The sequence below is a fragment of the Streptomyces sp. NPDC055287 genome, from assembly GCF_053646035.1.
In genome coordinates this window covers 62,073-79,193 of sequence record NZ_JBSHNE010000022.1, presented here as the reverse complement: position 1 = coordinate 79,193, position 17,121 = coordinate 62,073, and the positions used below count along the sequence as shown (strand labels likewise).

Annotated in this window: 15 protein-coding genes and 1 riboswitch; of the genes, 9 read left to right on the top strand and 6 right to left on the bottom strand. The window is 70.6% G+C overall.

Annotated features, from left to right (window positions below; translation table 11 throughout):
* Window positions 1-314: 314 nt before the first annotated feature.
* Both cdgB and ACWIHY_RS27760 read left to right on the top strand, forming a co-directional pair.
* Entirely contained in the window at window positions 315-1,988 is a 1,674-nt protein-coding gene (cdgB, locus tag ACWIHY_RS27765; protein WP_454378405.1) for a diguanylate cyclase CdgB, read from the top strand.
* A gap of 109 nt (window positions 1,989-2,097) precedes the next feature.
* Window positions 2,098-3,084, top strand: a complete 987-nt coding sequence (locus tag ACWIHY_RS27760; RefSeq protein ID WP_454378403.1) for a carbohydrate-binding protein — start codon at window positions 2,098-2,100, stop codon at window positions 3,082-3,084.
* A gap of 10 nt (window positions 3,085-3,094) precedes the next feature.
* Here ACWIHY_RS27760 and ACWIHY_RS27755 read toward each other — a convergent pair whose 3' ends face one another.
* The 4 genes from ACWIHY_RS27755 to ACWIHY_RS27740 all read right to left on the bottom strand — a co-directional run bounded on the left by ACWIHY_RS27755 (window position 3,095) and on the right by ACWIHY_RS27740 (window position 7,162).
* Entirely contained in the window at window positions 3,095-3,946 is an 852-nt protein-coding gene (locus ACWIHY_RS27755) for a class II fructose-bisphosphate aldolase (RefSeq protein WP_454378402.1), read from the bottom strand.
* A 34-nt stretch (window positions 3,947-3,980) separates the two neighbouring features.
* Window positions 3,981-4,907, bottom strand: coding sequence for a 1-phosphofructokinase family hexose kinase (locus tag ACWIHY_RS27750; RefSeq protein WP_454378455.1), 927 nt, complete (start codon window positions 4,905-4,907; stop codon window positions 3,981-3,983).
* A 129-nt stretch (window positions 4,908-5,036) separates the two neighbouring features.
* Window positions 5,037-6,191, bottom strand: coding sequence for an N-acetylglucosamine-6-phosphate deacetylase (nagA, locus tag ACWIHY_RS27745; protein ID WP_454378401.1), 1,155 nt, complete (start codon window positions 6,189-6,191; stop codon window positions 5,037-5,039).
* Complete coding sequence (locus ACWIHY_RS27740; protein ID WP_454378400.1) at window positions 6,191-7,162, bottom strand: ROK family protein; 972 nt, start codon at window positions 7,160-7,162, stop codon at window positions 6,191-6,193. The genes nagA and ACWIHY_RS27740 overlap by 1 nt, the downstream gene beginning before the upstream one ends.
* A gap of 147 nt (window positions 7,163-7,309) precedes the next feature.
* Here ACWIHY_RS27740 and ACWIHY_RS27735 point away from each other — a divergent pair, with 147 nt between their 5' ends.
* From ACWIHY_RS27735 to otsB, 3 genes are all read left to right on the top strand, one after another.
* Window positions 7,310-8,605: an ABC transporter substrate-binding protein gene (locus ACWIHY_RS27735; protein ID WP_454378399.1), complete on the top strand. Its 1,296-nt coding sequence runs from the start codon at window positions 7,310-7,312 to the stop codon at window positions 8,603-8,605.
* A 129-nt stretch (window positions 8,606-8,734) separates the two neighbouring features.
* Entirely contained in the window at window positions 8,735-9,004 is a 270-nt protein-coding gene (locus ACWIHY_RS27730; protein ID WP_454378453.1) for a DUF3263 domain-containing protein, read from the top strand.
* A gap of 75 nt (window positions 9,005-9,079) precedes the next feature.
* Window positions 9,080-9,937, top strand: coding sequence for a trehalose-phosphatase (gene otsB, locus ACWIHY_RS27725; protein ID WP_454378398.1), 858 nt, complete (start codon window positions 9,080-9,082; stop codon window positions 9,935-9,937).
* Between the two features lie 124 nt (window positions 9,938-10,061).
* Here the strand turns inward: otsB and ACWIHY_RS27720 are convergent, their stop codons facing one another.
* Window positions 10,062-11,456: an alpha,alpha-trehalose-phosphate synthase (UDP-forming) gene (locus ACWIHY_RS27720; RefSeq protein WP_454378397.1), complete on the bottom strand. Its 1,395-nt coding sequence runs from the start codon at window positions 11,454-11,456 to the stop codon at window positions 10,062-10,064.
* 82 nt (window positions 11,457-11,538) lie between these two features.
* Window positions 11,539-12,489: a glucosyl-3-phosphoglycerate synthase gene (locus ACWIHY_RS27715; RefSeq protein ID WP_454378396.1), complete on the bottom strand. Its 951-nt coding sequence runs from the start codon at window positions 12,487-12,489 to the stop codon at window positions 11,539-11,541.
* A gap of 177 nt (window positions 12,490-12,666) precedes the next feature.
* Window positions 12,667-12,794: riboswitch (SAM riboswitch) on the top strand.
* Between the two features lie 17 nt (window positions 12,795-12,811).
* Between ACWIHY_RS27715 and thrC the strand changes: the two genes are divergently transcribed.
* The 4 genes from thrC to groL all read left to right on the top strand — a co-directional run bounded on the left by thrC (window position 12,812) and on the right by groL (window position 17,052).
* Complete coding sequence (thrC, locus tag ACWIHY_RS27710; RefSeq protein ID WP_454378395.1) at window positions 12,812-14,110, top strand: threonine synthase; 1,299 nt, start codon at window positions 12,812-12,814, stop codon at window positions 14,108-14,110.
* 73 nt (window positions 14,111-14,183) lie between these two features.
* Window positions 14,184-14,459, top strand: a complete 276-nt coding sequence (locus tag ACWIHY_RS27705; protein WP_454378394.1) for a MoaD/ThiS family protein — start codon at window positions 14,184-14,186, stop codon at window positions 14,457-14,459.
* A gap of 451 nt (window positions 14,460-14,910) precedes the next feature.
* Window positions 14,911-15,114, top strand: a complete 204-nt coding sequence (locus tag ACWIHY_RS27700) for a cold-shock protein (protein ID WP_005315736.1) — start codon at window positions 14,911-14,913, stop codon at window positions 15,112-15,114.
* Between the two features lie 315 nt (window positions 15,115-15,429).
* Window positions 15,430-17,052 carry a chaperonin GroEL gene (groL, locus tag ACWIHY_RS27695; RefSeq protein ID WP_454378393.1) on the top strand — a complete coding sequence of 541 codons (1,623 nt, stop codon included), beginning with the start codon at window positions 15,430-15,432 and terminating at the stop codon, window positions 17,050-17,052.
* The last annotated feature ends 69 nt before the right edge of the window (window positions 17,053-17,121 follow it).

Below are 17,121 nucleotides of genomic sequence, written 5' to 3'. Positions count from 1 at the left end.
GGGGGAAGTCGTCTGGAACACACAGGGAACGCTAAGCCCGGGCTCCCCGCCGCCGCCATCGGGCATGGGGACCAGTACGCTGCCTCTCCGGTCCTAGGACCGGGGCGGTGTTTGCGTTCAAAAAACCTATGGAGCGCTCCCACGCGCCTCTCGTGGCCGTTCATCCCCTAACGTGACTTGAGTCACAGAGCCGAGTATTTGCTGACCCTGTGTACCGGGTGAGCAGCTCGCTGTGATTCAGTGGCCGTGATACTGCAACAAGTGCGGCGATGAGAATCCTGGAGTTGCTGTCGAGGTCTCGGGGAGAGCGAACAATGGAGGCCGAGTCCGAGCCGTACGTCCGCCTGGCGACGCTGCGGCAGCTGCACCAGGTGGTCGCCGATCTCAATCGGGCCACCAGCCTGGCCGACACCCTGCAGGCCGTCGCCGACGGCATCGTCGCGGGCCTCGGGTACGAGCTGGCCTGCGTCAACCTCGTCCAGCCCGACGGTGACCTGGTCATAGCCGCTTTCGCGGGCAACCCGGCGGCCGAAGCCCTGATCACCGGACGCGTCGGCTCCCGCGCCTCCTGGGAGCGCCGCCTGTCCATGGGCGAGGCATGGGGTGACCTGCACTTCATCCCGCACACCGAGGGCTGGGTCCTCCTCGACGACGACGTACCCCAGTGGCACACCGAGGGCCCCGAGCCGCGCTTCGCCGACGAGTGGCACCCGCACGACCGCCTCTACGCCCCCATGTACGCGTCGGGCGGCGGCCAGGAGCTCCTCGGCGTCATTTCCGTCGACCGGCCGCGCAACGGGAGACACCCCGGCGCCTGGGGCCAGGAGGCGCTCCAGATGTACGCGTCCCAGGCGGCCATTGCGATCAGCAACGCCCGGCTTCGCGCAAACATGCAGCGCGCGCTCGTCCGGCTGGAGCGCGAGCAGCAGGCCCTGCGCGCCAGTGAGGAATCCTTCCGCCAGGCCTTCGAGTACGCCCCGAGCGGCATGGCCATCGCCGAGATGGGCGGCGACCAGCACGGCCGCCTGCTGCGCACCAACGACGCCCTGTGCCGCCTCCTGGGCCGCCCTGCCTCCGCGATGCGCCGCTACTCCTTCGCCGACCTCGTCCACCCCGAGGACATCGGGACGCTGCTGCGTACGTCGGCCGAGGGCGGCCGCGCCGAGCTGCGGCTCGGGCGGCGCGACGGGACGTACGTCTGGGTGTCGCTGCGCAACTCCGTCGTCGCCGACACCACCGACGGGCCGCGTTTCCTCCTCACCCACGTCGAGGACATCGAGGAGCGCAAGCGCCACGAGCTGCACCTGGCCCACCGCGCCTCGCACGACTCGCTCACCGGCCTGCCCAACAGCGCCGAGCTGCGCTCCCGACTCGCCGCCCGGCTGTGCCGTCGGCCGCACTCCGTGCGCGCCACGGCCGTCGAGGCGCTGGACGCGGCGTACGGCGAGCCGTCCGCACCCGGGACGGCCGTGCCCGAGCACGACTTCGACTACAACCCGCACACCGACGCGGGCTCCTTCGACCACCACGTCCACATGGTGGCGCCCACCTCCGAGGGTGCGGGCGGAGGAGGCGGCGCCGACGACGGCACGAAGGGGCTCGCCGTCCTCTTCTGCGACCTGGACGGCTTCAAGTCGATCAACGACCGGTTCGGGCACCACACCGGCGACGCCGTCCTGATCGAGGTCGCCCGCCGGCTGACGACGTGCGTACGCGACGGAGACACGGTCGCCCGGCTCGGGGGTGACGAATTCGTCGTTCTCGCCGACGGTCTCGGCAGCGCGGACGCCGCCGACCTCGCCGTACGCTTGCGAAACGCCATCATTCCGCCGATTCGGGTCGACGGCAGGGCGGTCCGCGTCGGAGCGAGCTTCGGCATCGGCTGGGCCAGCTGCGGAATGTCCGCGGACGAGGTCTTGCAGTCCGCTGACCAGCGGATGTACGTGGAGAAGCGCTCCCGTGCCAAGGTTCACAGGCGAGCGGGCTGACCGGCCCCCACTACCGCACTGTGGTCAACGCCAAACCTTCGGGTTGCCCGTTCGGGGTAGGCTCGCCGGGTCGGCGACGGCTGGCGAACATGGTGAGGAGTGACCAGGGATGACTGCCGCGAACAACGGCACGAGCACGCCTGAGGACGACGATCCGTTCGGCTACCTCTACGAGGACGGCCAGGCGGCGGGCGCCGTCTCGCCCCGCTCGGGCGGCTACGGCTACCCGGGCCCCGCCTCGCAGCCCGGGGTGCCCAGAACCTCGTACCACCAGGTGGGAACGGTCGGCCAGCGGCAGTACGGGCAGCAGCAGAGCCAGCAGCAGTACGGCCAGCAGGTGCCCCCGCAGCAGGCACACGGCCAGCAGAACTACAGCCAGCCCAACGCCCACTACGCGGCTCCCGAGACGCAGCCCGGCGGCGCTCCCACGCGCCCGGTGCCGCACGCGGGCGGCGGTGGCGGCCGCAGCGGCGGCCCCAACACCAAGGGCCTGCTGATCGGCGCGGTCGCGGTCGTGGCGGTCGTCGTCATAGGCATCGGTGTCGCCCTGCTGACCAGCGGCGACAAGGACAAGGACACGCAGGCCGGTGACACCGGCGGCGGCGGCTCCAGCGCCGGCCAGACGGTCAAGCCGAGCGAGGACCCGAAGGACGAGCCCGAGAAGCCGACGGTCGAGCTGCCCAAGAAGGACGCGGCGCTGCTCCAGCTGTCCCCGGGTCTCTCCACGGACACGACCATCCCCGGCGCGAGGTCGTCGAGCGGGGCGTACGTCCCGCTGAATACGCCGGGCGCCTCGGCGACCTGGACGGTAAAGGTGCCCAAGGACGGCGCGTACACACTGTCGATCGACTACGGCGTGCCCGGCAAGGACGCGAAGACCTCGCTGACCGTCAACGGGAAGCCGCACGGCAGCGGCCTGAACATGAAGAACTTCGCGCACGCCGAGGAAGGCGCCTGGGACAAGGGCTGGACCAACACGTTCGCCTACGTCAATCTCACCGAGGGCGAGAACACCTTCGTGATCTCCTGCGGCGCAGGCGACCAGTGCGAGGCCAACCTCGACCGGCTGGAACTCAAGGCCGGCCACACCAAGTGACTTCCTTGCGCTAGCGGCCCATCAGCCCCAGGAAGTGCGCCACCGTCCCGGTCATCGCCTCGCGAGCCGGGACGATGTACTTCCTGGGGTCGACCGTCGCCGGGTTCGCGGCCAGGTACTCGCGTACCGCGCCCGTGAACGCCGTGTTCAGGGCCGTGCCCACGTTGATCTTGACCATGCCGGCCGCGACCGCCCGCCGGATCTCCTCGTCCGGTACGCCCGACGAGCCGTGCAGCACCAGCGGCACCGGTACGGCGTCGCGCAGGGCGGCGATCAGGCCGTGGTCGAGGGCGGCCGTGCGGTCGGTCATCGCGTGGGACGAGCCGACGGCGACGGCCAGGGCGTCCACGCCCGTGTCCGCCACGTAGGCCTGCGCCTCCGCCGGGTCCGTGCGGACGCCCGGCGCGTGGGCGTCGAGAGGGGCCTCGCCCTCCTTGCCGCCGACCTTCCCCAGCTCCGCCTCGATCCAGATGCCGCGTTCGTGACCCCAGCGGACCGCCTCCGCCGTGGCCTTCACGTTGTCGCCGTACGTCAGCTTCGAGGCGTCGAACATCGCCGAGCTGAAGCCCGCCGGGTGCGCCGCGCGCAGCAGCTCGACCGACTCGACGTGGTCGAGGTGGAGGGACAGCAGGGCCGAGGACGCCCGCGCCACGGCCGTCGCCGCCGCCGCGACGGCGGTCAGGTCGCCGCCGTGGAACTTGACCGCGTTCTCGGAGATCTGGAGGACGGCCGACGCGCCCGCCCGCTCCGCTCCGGCCGCGATCGCCTCCGCGTGCTCCAGCGTGATGACGTTGAACGCGGCCAGGCCGTGGCCCGACTCCCGGGCTGCGGTGACGAGTTCGCCGGTGCTGACGAGTGGCATGCGGTCCCCTGGTGCTGGTGGTGGGAGTGCTCGGTTACGCCGCCGCGGCGTGCGTGGTGACTTCGACCCGCGGCAGCAGGTCCTCGTACGTCGTCGCGTCGAACTCGCCCGCCGCCGGGGCCAGTACGGTCGCCGCCGACAGCGCCACCGCCCGCGCGAGACGTTCCGGCCAGGACAGTCCCTCCACCAGCCCGGAGAGCAGCCCGGCCACCGCCGAGTCGCCCGCTCCCGTCGGGTTGCCCTTCGCCCGGACCGGCGGGGCCGCCTGCCACAGGCCCTCGGGGGTGGCGGCGAGCATGCCGGCCGCGCCGAGCGAGGCGATCACGGTGTGCGCTCCCCGGCGGCGGGCGTCGCGGGCGGCGCGCAGCGGGTCGCGGGAGCCGGTGAGCTGCGCGAGTTCGTCGGCGTTGGGCTTGACGAGGTCGGGGCGGGCGGCGATGCCCCGGCGCAGCGGTTCGCCGCTGGTGTCCAGGAGCACGGGGACGCCGGCGGCGCGGGCGCGGCGTATCAGGTCGGCGTACGCGCCCACGTGGATGCCGGGGGGCAGGCTGCCGCAGAGGGCCACCGCTTCGGCGCTGCCGAGGAGGTCGGCGTACGAGGCGAGGAAGGCGGCCCACTCCTCGGGGGTGATGGCCGGTCCCGGTTCGTTGAGCTGGGTGGTGTCGCCGGTGGTGGCGTCGACGACGGCGACGGTGCGGCGCGTGCGGCCGGCGACGGGGACGAGCGCGTCGACGGGGGCGAGGTGGGCGAGGAGGTCGCGCAGCACGGCGCCGGAGGGGCCGCCCGCGAAACCGGTCACGACCGTGTCGTGGCCCAGGGCTGCCAGTGCGCGGGCGACGTTGAGGCCTTTGCCGCCCGGCCGTTCGGTGACGTCGGTGACCCGGTGGGTGGCGTGCGGGGTGAGGGCCGGTACGCGGTAGGTGATGTCGAGTGCGGTGTTCAGCGTGACCGTCAGGATCACCTGCGTCACCCCCAGTAGAAAGCGCTTACCCTTTGTCTCTGTCGGGGTGATCATGCCAAAGAAACGGCGGTTGGCCCAGGGTTCGAAGCCAACCGCCGTGTGATGCTTTTGTATGGACTGGCGGTGAAATCAGCCCACTTGGGGCTCAATCACCCAAGCCCCCTTGCGCATCACGCCCTTGAGCGTGAAGTCCGCGTCCAGGACCACCAGGTCCGCGTCCTTGCCCGGCTCCAGCGAGCCCACCTTGTCGTCGACGCCCAGCAGACGGGCGGGGATGGCGGAGATGGAGCGTACGACGTCGTCGACCGGGATGCGGTCGACGGTCACCGCACGCTTGAAGGCCGTGTCGAGGGTGAGCGTGGAGCCCGCGATCGAGCCGCCCTCCGCGAGCCGCGCGACGCCGTCCCTGACCTCGACCGCCAGCGGCCCGAGCGCGTACGTGCCGTCGCCGAAGCCCGCCGCGTCCATCGCGTCCGTGATGAACGCGACGCGGGCCGCGCCCGCCCGGTGGTACGCCAGCTCCAGCGCGGCCGGGTGCAGGTGCGTACCGTCGTTGATCAGCTCGACCGTGATCCGCTCGTCCTCCAGGAGCGCGGCGATCGGGCCCGGCGTGCGGTGGCCGAGGGCGGGCATCGCGTTGTAGAGGTGCGTGGCGACGGTCGCGCCCGCGTCGATGGCCTCGACGGTCTGCTCGTACGTCGCGTCCGTGTGGCCGATCGCGGCGATCACTCCGTGCTCGGCGAGCAGCCGCACGGAGTCGATGCCGCCGGGCAGTTCCGTCGCCAGCGTGACCATCTTCGCCGTGCCGTGCGCGGCGTCGATCAGCTTGCGCACCTCCGCCGGGTCGGGGTCGCGCAGCAGATCCTCGCTGTGCGCGCCCTTGCGGCACGGCGAGATGAACGGGCCCTCGAAGTGGATGCCGGCCAGGTCGCCCTGCTGGACCAGTTCGGAGAGCAGTGCGGCCTGCCGGGCGAGTACGTCCATCTCGCCGGTCACGGTGGAAGCGGCGATGGTCGTCGTGCCGTGCTCGCGGTGCGTCCGTACGCCCGTGAGTACGTCCTCGGCGGTGCCGGAGGTGAAGGAGGCGCCGCCGCCGCCGTGCACGTGCATGTCGACGAAGCCGGGCACGATCCAGTGGCCGGACAGGTCCAGGGACGGAGCGTCCGCCGGGGCGGCGCCGGCGATGCGGCCGCCCTCGATGATGACCCGGCCGTTCTCCACGGTCCCGGTCGGCAGCGCCACCCGGGCACCGGAGAGAACCTTGCTTGCAGCGCGTCCGGCCATCAGGCGGATACCTCCGTGGCTTCTTCTGTGGCGTGCGTGGAATCCGCAGCTTCCGTGGCGAGAAGATCCCAGGCGAGGAGCCCCGCGCCCAGGCAACCGGCGGTGTCCCCGAGGGCCGCCGGAACGATGAGGGGCAGCTTCTGGAACGTGACGCGCTCCGCGACGGCCGCCCGCAGGGGTGTGAACAAGGTTTCCCCCGCCTCGGCCAGTCCGCCACCGATGATCAGCGTGCGCGGGTCCAGGAGGGTGAGCGCGGTGACGAGCCCGTCGGCGAGCGCGCCGATGGCTGCCCGCCACACCTCGCGTGCCCTCGGGTCGCCCGACTCGACCGCCTTCGCGCAGTCCGCGGCGTCGGCGCCGGGGTCGCCGGAGGCGGCGGCCCAGGCGGCGGACACGGCTGAGGCGGAGGCGAAGCGCTCCAGGCAGCCGCGCTGGCCGCAGCCGCACAGGGTGCCGCCGGGGCGCACCACGATGTGGCCGATCTCGCCGGCGTAGCCGTGCGCTCCGGACTCGATCACGCCGTTGATGCCGATGGCACCGGCGATCCCGGTGCCAAGCGGTACGAACAGGAACCGGTCCGCGCCCTTGCCCGCGCCGATCCGGCCCTCGGCGAGGCCGCCGGTGCGTACGTCGTGGCCGAGCGCCACCGGTACGCCGTGCAGTCTCCGGCTGAGCAGATCGCGCATGGGTACGTCGCGCCAGCCCAGGTTGGCGGCGTACACCGCGATCCCGTTCGCGGCGTCGACGATGCCGGGCACGGCCACGCCCGCGGCCGAGGCGCTCTCGCCGTAGCGCTCCTCGCCGTACGCCCGCAGCTCGGCGGCGAATCCGGTGATCGTCTCGACGACGGCCTCGGGCCCCCGCTCCCTGCCGGTGGCCCGGCGGGCCTCGTGCAGCAGTGCGCCGTCCGCGCCGACCAGCGCGGCCTTCATCCCGGTGCCGCCCACATCGAGGGCGATGACGTGTTTCACGGGAACAGTCTCGCGCGTAGACCATGGAAAGGTCTAGTCCACTCGCTGCCGTTCCTGCACCCCGTACGAGTGGAGGCGTTGCACAAGTGAGACCACACTGGTGTAGACCTCACCTCGCGGACTGGGAGAAAATCGCAGCTCATACGCATGTCGGACAATGAATCAGGGTGGGACAGAGCTGTGCACCGGCGCTTCTTGGGTTTGACCGCGACCGTGGTCGCACTGGGCATGACAGTGGCCCTCGCGGGATGCGGAAGCTCCGGCGACGGGGAGATCACGCTCAAGCTGGTCGCGGCGGACTACGACCCCGAGGGCGGCGACAGCACCAAGCAGTACTGGAACGGCGTCGTCAGCGCCTTCGAAGCCAAGAACCAGGGCGTCAAGGTCGATGTCTCCGTCTACGACTGGAAGGACGTCGACCGCAAGGTCGCCGAGATGGTCGAGGCGGGCGACGCCCCCGACATCGCGCAGATCGGCGCCTACGCCGACTATGCGGCCGAGGACGCGCTGTACCCCGTCGACGACCTGCTCTCCATCCCCACGCAGGCCAACCTGCTCGCCCCGCTGGCCGAGGCGGGCGAGGTCGGACGGGTGGCGTACGGCATCCCGTTCGTCGCCAGCACCCGGCTGCTCTTCTACAACGAGACGCTCTTCACCCAGGCCGGCCTCGAGGCCCCCAAGACGTGGGACGGGATCGAGAGCGCGGCCAAGGCCCTCAAGCAGCGCGGCGTGAAGTACCCGTTCGCGCTGCCGCTGGGCAACGAGGAGGCGCAGGCCGAGACCATGATGTGGATGCTCAGCAACGGCGGCGGGTACACCGACTCGGTCGGTACGTACACGATCGACTCCGCGCAGAACATCGAGGCGTTCAGCTGGCTGAAGAACACCCTCGTCGCCGAGCAGCTGACCGGTCCCGTCGCCCCCGCCGAGCTCGACCGGAAGCCCGCCTTCACCGCGTTCGCGAACGGTGAGGTCGGCATGCTCAACGGCCACCCCTCGCTCCTCCAGCAGGCCGCAGGCAAGGGCGTCGAGGTCGGCATGGTGCCGCTGCCGGGCCCCGAGGGCAAGGCGAGGTCGAGCATGGGCGTCGCCGACTGGATGATGGGGTTCAAGCAGAACGGTCACGCCAGGGAGATCGGCAAGTTCCTCGACTTCGCGTACAGCGACGAGAACGTGCTGGACTTCGCCGAGGAGTACGACCTGCTGCCGGTCACCGTCTCCGCCTCCGACACGATGGCCGAGGACCCGGAGCACAAGGAGCTCTGGCCGTTCCTCGAGGCGCTGCCCGGGTCGACGCTCTACCCGGTCGGCAAGACGTCGTGGGCGAAGGTCAGCGAGAGCATCAAGAAGCAGATCGGGTCGGTGGTCGGCCCCAACGGCGATCCGACCGGGACCCTGGGCGCGATCAGCCGGGACGCGGCGGCGACGGAGAACGCCGAGTAGCGCGTTTTCGCGCGGCCCTAGACTGCTCATATGCCTGACGACCCGGAGGAGCCCGACGCGGCCGACGCGCCTGTCGAGCCTGCCGGGTCGGTTGAGCCCGCGCCTCTCGTCGAGCCGGTCGGGTCCGTCCTGGCGGAGCCCGACGCGAGCGGTCCCGAACCCTCGGGACAGACCGGGGGGCTCTCCGGGCGGGACCGCGCCGTACTCGCCGTCGAGCGGCGGTCGTGGCCGGGGCCGGGTGCCAAGGAGCGTGCGATGCGGGAGCAGCTCGGCATCTCGCCGACCCGCTACTACCAGCTCCTCAACGCCCTGCTCGACGACCCGCACGCCCTCGCCCACGACCCCGTCACGGTCAACCGGCTCCGCCGGGTCCGCGACGCACGGCGCGGCCGCCGCTGAGCGGGTGGCCCGGCCGGGGGCCCGCCGCGCCCGGCCCGGTGCCGAGCCGGGCGCGCGCCGGTAGGGTCAGGGGGCATGGGCAGCCAATCGCAACCGCACCCCCTGCCGACCGAGTTCACGCCCGCGACCCCTGCCGGCCGCGACGGCCTCGCCGCGCTGCTGGCCGCGCCGGACCGGGCGGTGATCGCCCTCGACTTCGACGGCACGCTCGCCGACATCGTCCCCGACCCCGAGCAGGCCCGCGCCCACGTCGGCGCGGTCGAGGCGCTCGCCGCGCTCGCGCCGAACGTCCGCTCCGTCGCCGTGATCACCGGCCGCCCGGCCGGTGTCGCGGTCCGGTACGGCGGCTTCGCCGGAGTCCCCGGCCTCGAACACCTCGTCGTACTCGGCCATTACGGCGCCGAGCGCTGGGACGCGGTCACCGGTACCGTCCGCGCCCCCGCCGCACACCCGGGCGTACAGGCCGCCCGAGCCGAACTCCCCGGCTTCCTCGACGGCATCGGCGCGTGGCGCGGCTCGTGGATCGAGGACAAGGGGCAGGCCGTCGCCGTCCACACGCGCCGTGCGGAAGACCCCGTGAAGGCGTTCGAGTCCCTGCGCGTTCCGCTCGCGGAGCTGGCCGCCCGCCACGGGCTGATTGTCGAACCCGGCCGCCTGGTACTGGAGTTGCGCCCGCCGGGTATCGACAAGGGCGTGGCGCTCGCGGAGTACGCACGTGAGGCCGGCGCGGGCTGTGTGCTGTATGCGGGGGACGATCTGGGGGACGTAGCCGCGTACTCCACGGTGGAGAAGCTGCGTACGGAGGGCGTTCCCGGGCTGCTGGTGTGCAGCGGCAGCGAGGTTCCCGCGCTTGCCGACCGCGCCGACCTGGTGGTGGACGGCCCCGCGGGAGTGGTCGCCCTGCTGAAGTCCCTGGCCGCGGCCGCCGCTTGACCTCGCGCGGGGGGTGCGGTGCGGGTTGCCTGCGGCGCTCTCCCCGACCCGCCCCTCCCCGAACCGGGGCTCCACCTCGGACCCCGGTCCACAAAGGCCGTTGGGCTGGACTCCGCCCCCGCTCCTACGCTCGCGTCAGCGCGTTCAGCTGCGCCAGGAACCACGCCGCCGGTGACAGCGCCGTCGACGCCGCGGCCAGCCGCTTCGTGCGCTCCGACCGCTCGCCCGGCTCCATCACCAGCGCCGCGTGCAGCGCCTCCGCCGTCGCCATGACGTCGTACGGGTTGACGACGATCGCGTCGTCGCCGAGCTCCTCGTACGCCCCCGCCTCCCGCGACAGCACCAGCGCACACCCCGCGTCGGAGACGACCGGCACCTCCTTCGCCACGAGGTTCATACCGTCCCTGATCGGGTTGACCAGCGCCACGTCAGCCATGCGGTACGCCGCCAGCGACCGCGCGAAGTCGTCGTCCAGCTCCATCAGCACCGGCTGCCAGTCGGCCGTCCCGTACTCCGTGTTGATCTCGTCGGCGAGCCGCCGCACCGCCGCCGTGTAGTCGCGGTACACCGCGAGGTCCTGCCGCGACGGGTAGGCGAAGGCCACGTGGACCACCCGGCCGCGCCACTCCGGCCGGTCCACGAGCAGCTGCCGGTACGCGAGCAGTCCGCGCACGATGTTCTTGGAAAGTTCCGTACGGTCCACCCGGACCACGGTCCTGCGCCCGGTCCCGACCCGCTCCCGCAGCCGGACCAGCCACTCGTTCACGTCCTCCTGGTGCGCCCGCTCCCGCAGGAAATCCGCGTCCGCGCCCAGCCCGTGCACCCCGACCGCCGTGCCGTCCAGCGCCCCGGCGCCCAGGACGTCCACCGCGCACGCCGCGAACGCGTCCGCCCAGCGCCGGGTCAGGAACGCCACCCGGTCCGCGCCCAGCAGGCCCCGCAGCAGCTGCCGCGCGATGTCGTCGGGGAGGAGGCGGAAGTAGTCGACCGGCGCCCACGGCGTGTGCGTGAAGTGGCCGATCCGCAGGTCGGGGCGCAGCTCGCGCAGCATGCCCGGCACCAGGCACAGGTGGTAGTCCTGCACCAGCACCGCCGCGCCCGGCGCCGCTTCCGCCGCCAGCGCGTCGGCGAAGGCGCGGTTGTACGTTTCGTACGCCGCCCACTGCCGCCGGAACTCCGCGTCGAAGGCCGGCTCCAGCGGCGTCTGGTAGAGCATGTGATGGACGAACCAGAGCACCGAGTTCGCGATGCCGTTGTACGCGTCGGCGTGCACGTCGGCGTCGATGTCGAGCATCCGTACGCCCGCCGTGCCCGTCCCCCGCCGCACCGCCTCCCGGTCGCCGTCCCCCAGCGCCGCGCACACCCACAGCGAATCGGCGTCCTTCCCGATCGCCGACAGGCCCGAGACGAGACCGCCGCCGCCGCGCTTCGCGGCCAGCGTGCCGTCATCACGGAGCGTGTACGAAACCGGGCCGCGATTGGAAGCGACGAGAACCTGGGCAGCGTGCTCGGAGACCATGTGCCGAAACCTAGCCCGTCCGGGAAGCCCTCAAACGTGCGTACGGCCGGGCTGTGCCACGCCCGGGATTACGCCGCGTGGATTACGCCGCGCGCCGCGCCGCGTACTCGTCGATCTCGCACATCGGCGGCCGCTCCTCCGTGTCGACCGCATGCGTGTGCGGTACGAACCCGAAGCCGTCCACTCCCCGCTCGAACTGCGTCAGCGTCGGCCGCACCAGCGGGCCGCGCGAAAGCCGCAGGTGAGCCGTCCGGTAGATGGTGGCGGCCATTCGCCCGAGAGCCTGCCCGTCCTGGTGGCGGTGCTTGCGTACGCCGACATCCACCTGGGCCAGCGCGTCGAGGCCCACGGTGTGCAGCGAGTCGACCAGCAGGCCCAGCTCCACTCCGTAACCGACGGGGAAGGGCAGCCGCTCCAGGAGTGAGCGGCGTACGGCGTACTCGCCGCCCAGTGGCTGGACGAACCCGGCCAGCCGCGGCCAGTGCAGATTGAGCAGGGGGCGCGCCACCAGCTCCGTCACCCTGCCGCCCTGACCAGTGGCTTCGCCGAGCGGACGGTCGTACATCGCCTTCACGAAATGTACGTCGGGCTCGGTCAGCAGCGGCCCGACGATGCCGGAGACGAACGAGGCGGAGAAGTCCCTCAGGTCCGAGTCGATGAAGCAGATGATGTCACCGCTCGTTACCAGGAGTGACCGCCACAGGACTTCGCCCTTGCCGGGCAGGGCCGGTATGCGCGGCAGCACGGCGTCACGGTGCACGACCCGCGCCCCCGCCGCCGTCGCCACCTGCGCCGTACGGTCCTTCGAGGCGGAGTCGACGACGACGAGCTCGTCGACGAGGGGCACGGCCTCCATCAGCTCGTGGCGTATCGCCGCGACGATGTCGCCGACCGTCTCCTCCTCGTCGAGGGCGGGCAGCACCACGCTGACGGTGAGGCCACGCCCGGCCTTGGCCGCGACCAGCCGGTCCAGCGGCCGGTCGGCCGTGGACCAGGACCGCAGGTCCAGCCAGCGCTCCACCTCTTCCAGCACGGGCCTTCTCCCTCGTCCGGCGAGCCGTCGTACGACTCGTCCTGTGATCCATCTCGCGGTGCGGACGACTGTCTCAACCGTCCGGGGGTTCGGTTACAGTCTTGAACAACGCGGACGCCCCTCGCATCTCGGGGGCGTCGCGGAACAAATGCGCCGGGCCCAGACCCGGCGCCATAGCGCTCATCCAGAGGGACAGAGGGAACGGCCCGTTGAAGTCCCGGCAACCATTCCGCCGACCGCGAGGTATCGGTGGGGACGGTGCCAATTCCGTCTCACGGCGAAACGCGCCGTGGGGAAGATGAGGAGAAAGGGCCTCGCCACCATGGCTGTGCAGTCTGTTGAAGCTGATGCAAGCACCACGAATTCCCTGCCCGTAGACCTGGGCCCCGCCACCGCGCTTTCCTGCCGCGAGTGCGGAGAGCGATTCGAACTCGGCCCGATCTTCGCCTGTTCTTCCTGTTTCGGTCCTCTTGAGGTCGCCTACGACCTCCCGCTCGGTGACGCCGACGCGCTGCGCAAGCAGATCGAGGCCGGACCGGACAACATCTGGCGGTACGCGCCGCTGCTGCCCGTCCCCGCCGACGTGGCCTCGAAGCCGAGCCTGAACCCGGGCTTCACCAAGCTCGTCAAGGCCGACAACCTGGCCCGCGAGCTGGGTGTGACCGGCAACCTGTACGTCAAGGACGACTCCGGCAACCCGACGCACTCCTTCAAGGACCGTGTCGTCGCCATCGCCGTCGAGGCCGCCCGCGCGTTCGGCTTCACCACGCTCTCCTGCTCCTCCACCGGCAACCTCGCCGGCGCGGTCGGCGCCGCCGCCGCGCGGGCCGGTTTCCGCTCGTGCGTGTTCATCCCGCACGACCTGGAGCAGGGCAAGGTCGTCATGGCCTCCGTCTACGGCGGCGACCTGGTCGGCATCGAGGGCAACTACGACGACGTCAACCGCTTCTGCTCGGAACTGATCGGCGACCCGCTGGGCGAGGGCTGGGGCTTCGTCAACGTCAACCTGCGCCCGTACTACGGCGAGGGCTCCAAGACGCTGGCGTACGAGATCTGCGAGCAGCTGGGCTGGGAGATCCCGGACCAGCTCGTCATCCCGATCGCCTCGGGCTCGCAGCTCACGAAGATCGACAAGGGTCTGAAGGAGCTCATCGCCCTGGGCCTGGTCGAGGACAAGCCGTACAAGATCTTCGGCGCTCAGGCCGAGGGCTGCTCCCCGGTGTCGACGGCCTTCAAGGCCGGGCACGACGTCGTACGGCCGCAGAAGCCGAACACGATCGCCAAGTCGCTCGCGATCGGCAACCCGGCCGACGGCCCGTACGTCCTGGACATCGCCCGCCGCACCGGCGGCGCGGTCGAGGACGTCAACGACGAGCAGGTCGTGGAGTCGATCAAGCTGCTGGCCGAGACGGAGGGCATCTTCGCGGAGACCGCGGGCGGAGTGACCGTCGGCGTGACGAAGAAGCTCATCGAGGCCGGGCTGCTGGACCCCACCCTCACCACCGTCGTGCTCAACACGGGCGACGGTCTGAAGACCCTTGAGGCGGTGGCCCCGACCACGGGCCAGTCCGCCGTCATCCGCCCCAGCCTGGACTCTTTCCGAGAGGCCGGCCTCGCGTGAGCGAGCGCAGCGAGCGAACCCAAAAGGAGGCGCGTCACGCCGTGCGTCTCCGAGCGTCAGCGAGGAGAAAAGCATGAGCGTCAACGTCCGCATTCCGACGATTCTCCGTACGTACACGGACGGCAAGGCCGAGGTCGCTGCCGAGGGCGCGACCCTCGCCGAGGTCATCGCCGACCTGGAGAAGAACCACACGGGCATCGCGGCCCGCGTCCTGGACGACCAGGGCAAGCTGCGGCGCTTCGTCAACGTGTACGTGAATGACGACGACGTGCGCTTCGAGCAGGGCCTGGAGACCGCCACGCCGGACGGCGCCGGCGTTTCCATCATCCCGGCCGTCGCCGGAGGCTGACCGTCCGGCACTGTGCCGGAGGCTGACCCCCTCTCAGGACACCCCGCGTTACGCCGATTGCCCTCTCCGCCATGAAAGCGGAGGGGGCAATTCTGCATGGTTGAGCGCGGTACAGTTGGGGAAGCCCCCTTCGCTGCTTGTGCCCGGCGCATATGAGAATGCGTCCCCGCACGACAAGAAGCAGCCAAAGTGCCGGACCCAATTGCCCGCTCATGTGCGCCTTGTCCGGCCCGAGTTGCCCCGGAAGTCGGGGAATTCATCGCATTCGCCTGTTCCCTCATGCCCAGATTTCTCGTCGGATTGACCTGTTGCAGAGGGCAGTTGGGCGGATACATTCAGCCGCGGTCGACGCGTTCCGGCGCACGCCCTCTCCTGTCGGAGGGTGGAGGAGTCTGACCCAGGGCCCGCGAAGTGCGGTCCTGTGCAAGGGCCAGAAATAGGGGAGTTAGGCATGGCTCAGGGCACCGTCAAGTGGTTCAACGCGGAGAAGGGGTACGGCTTCATCGCGGTCGACGGTGGTGCGGATGTTTTCGTCCACTACAGCGCGATCCAGATGGACGGGTACCGCACCCTTGAAGAAGGTCAGCGAGTCGAATTCGAGATCTCGCAGGGCCAGAAGGGTCCGCAGGCGGACATGGTCAAGCTCGCCGTCTGATCTCGGCGCGATCGGCCACCGACGCACTCACACAGGAAGGGCCTGTACCCCACACCGGGTGCAGGCCCTTCCTGCGTGCCGCCGTCCCTCAGTACGCCTGTCCACATCCGAGGGGGACGCTTGCACTCGAAGGGGTCGAGTGCTAATCATTGGCGTTAGCACTGTTAGCACTCTCCCAGTGAGAGTGACAGAAGGACCGGGCCGGTGAGGCCCGCAGGCCGGGTGGGACAAGGAAAACCACCAGGCAGGCAGGCCGTCCGTCGCGGGCGCCACTCGGTCCGGAGAATCCACCCCAGTCCGGGAGGACCACTTCACATGGCCAAGATCATCGCGTTCGACGAGGAGGCACGGCGCGGTCTCGAGCGCGGGATGAACCAGCTCGCCGACGCCGTCAAGGTCACCCTCGGCCCCAAGGGCCGTAACGTCGTCCTCGAGAAGAAGTGGGGCGCCCCCACGATCACCAACGATGGTGTTTCCATCGCCAAGGAGATCGAGCTCGAGGACCCGTACGAGAAGATCGGCGCCGAGCTGGTCAAGGAAGTCGCGAAGAAGACCGACGACGTAGCCGGTGACGGCACGACGACCGCGACTGTCCTCGCCCAGGCTCTGGTCCGCGAGGGCCTGCGCAACGTCGCCGCCGGCGCCAACCCCATGGCCCTCAAGCGTGGCATCGAGAAGGCCGTCGAGGCCGTCTCCGCCGCTCTCCTTGAGCAGGCCAAGGACGTGGAGACCAAGGAGCAGATCGCTTCTACGGCCTCCATCTCCGCCGCCGACACCCAGATCGGCGAGCTCATCGCCGAGGCGATGGACAAGGTCGGCAAGGAAGGCGTCATCACCGTCGAGGAGTCGCAGACCTTCGGTCTGGAGCTTGAGCTCACCGAGGGCATGCGCTTCGACAAGGGCTACATCTCGGCGTACTTCGCCACCGACATGGAGCGCATGGAGTCGTCGCTCGACGACCCGTACATCCTGATCGTCAACTCCAAGATCTCCAACGTGAAGGACCTCCTTCCGCTGCTGGAGAAGGTCATGCAGTCGGGCAAGCCGCTGCTGATCATCGCGGAGGACGTCGAGGGCGAGGCACTGTCCACGCTCGTCGTCAACAAGATCCGTGGCACCTTCAAGTCCGTCGCCGTCAAGGCTCCGGGCTTCGGTGACCGCCGCAAGGCCATGCTCGGCGACATCGCCATCCTCACCGGTGGCACCGTCATCTCCGAGGAGGTCGGCCTCAAGCTGGAGAACGCCGGTCTCGACCTGCTCGGCCGTGCCCGCAAGGTCGTCATCACCAAGGACGAGACCACGATCGTCGACGGCTCCGGTGAGAGCGACCAGGTCCAGGGTCGCGTCAACCAGATCCGTGCCGAGATCGAGAACTCCGACTCGGACTACGACCGCGAGAAGCTCCAGGAGCGCCTGGCGAAGCTGGCCGGCGGCGTGGCCGTCATCAAGGCCGGTGCCGCCACCGAGGTCGAGCTCAAGGAGCGCAAGCACCGCATCGAGGACGCGGTGCGCAACGCCAAGGCCGCCGTCGAGGAGGGCATCGTCGCCGGTGGTGGCGTGGCTCTGCTCCAGGCCACGGCCGTCTTCGAGAAGCTCGAGCTCTCGGGCGACGAGGCGACCGGCGCCAACGCCGTGAAGCTCGCGCTGGAGGCCCCGCTCAAGCAGATCGCCGTCAACGGTGGTCTCGAGGGTGGCGTCGTCGTCGAGAAGGTGCGCAACCTGGCCGTCGGCCACGGTCTGAACGCCGCGACCGGCGAGTACGTCGACATGATCGCCGAAGGCATCATCGACCCGGCGAAGGTCACGCGCTCTGCACTGCAGAACGCCGCGTCCATCGCCGCGCTGTTCCTCACCACGGAGGCGGTCATCGCCGACAAGCCCGAGAAGGCCGGTGCCCCCGCGGGCGGCGGCATGCCGGGCGGTGACATGGACTTCTGATCCGTCAAGGATCGGTAGCTCCATCGTCGTACTGCTGTACGCGACCGAGGGCGGCATTCCCCGTGAGGG

Excerpts from the sequence above, each read along its gene's own strand:
- cdgB (WP_454378405.1), top strand. The coding sequence starts at position 315 with ATGGAGGCCGAGTCCGAGCCGTACGTCCGCCTGGCGACGCTGCGGCAG.
- ACWIHY_RS27760 (WP_454378403.1), top strand. The coding sequence starts at position 2,098 with ATGACTGCCGCGAACAACGGCACGAGCACGCCTGAGGACGACGATCCG.
- ACWIHY_RS27755 (WP_454378402.1), bottom strand. The coding sequence starts at position 3,946 with ATGCCACTCGTCAGCACCGGCGAACTCGTCACCGCAGCCCGGGAGTCG.
- nagA (WP_454378401.1), bottom strand. The coding sequence starts at position 6,191 with ATGGCCGGACGCGCTGCAAGCAAGGTTCTCTCCGGTGCCCGGGTGGCG.
- ACWIHY_RS27735 (WP_454378399.1), top strand. The coding sequence starts at position 7,310 with ATGTCGGACAATGAATCAGGGTGGGACAGAGCTGTGCACCGGCGCTTC.
- otsB (WP_454378398.1), top strand. The coding sequence starts at position 9,080 with ATGGGCAGCCAATCGCAACCGCACCCCCTGCCGACCGAGTTCACGCCC.
- ACWIHY_RS27720 (WP_454378397.1), bottom strand. The coding sequence starts at position 11,456 with ATGGTCTCCGAGCACGCTGCCCAGGTTCTCGTCGCTTCCAATCGCGGC.
- thrC (WP_454378395.1), top strand. The coding sequence starts at position 12,812 with ATGGCTGTGCAGTCTGTTGAAGCTGATGCAAGCACCACGAATTCCCTG.
- ACWIHY_RS27705 (WP_454378394.1), top strand. The coding sequence starts at position 14,184 with ATGAGCGTCAACGTCCGCATTCCGACGATTCTCCGTACGTACACGGAC.
- ACWIHY_RS27700 (WP_005315736.1), top strand. The coding sequence starts at position 14,911 with ATGGCTCAGGGCACCGTCAAGTGGTTCAACGCGGAGAAGGGGTACGGC.
- groL (WP_454378393.1), top strand. The coding sequence starts at position 15,430 with ATGGCCAAGATCATCGCGTTCGACGAGGAGGCACGGCGCGGTCTCGAG.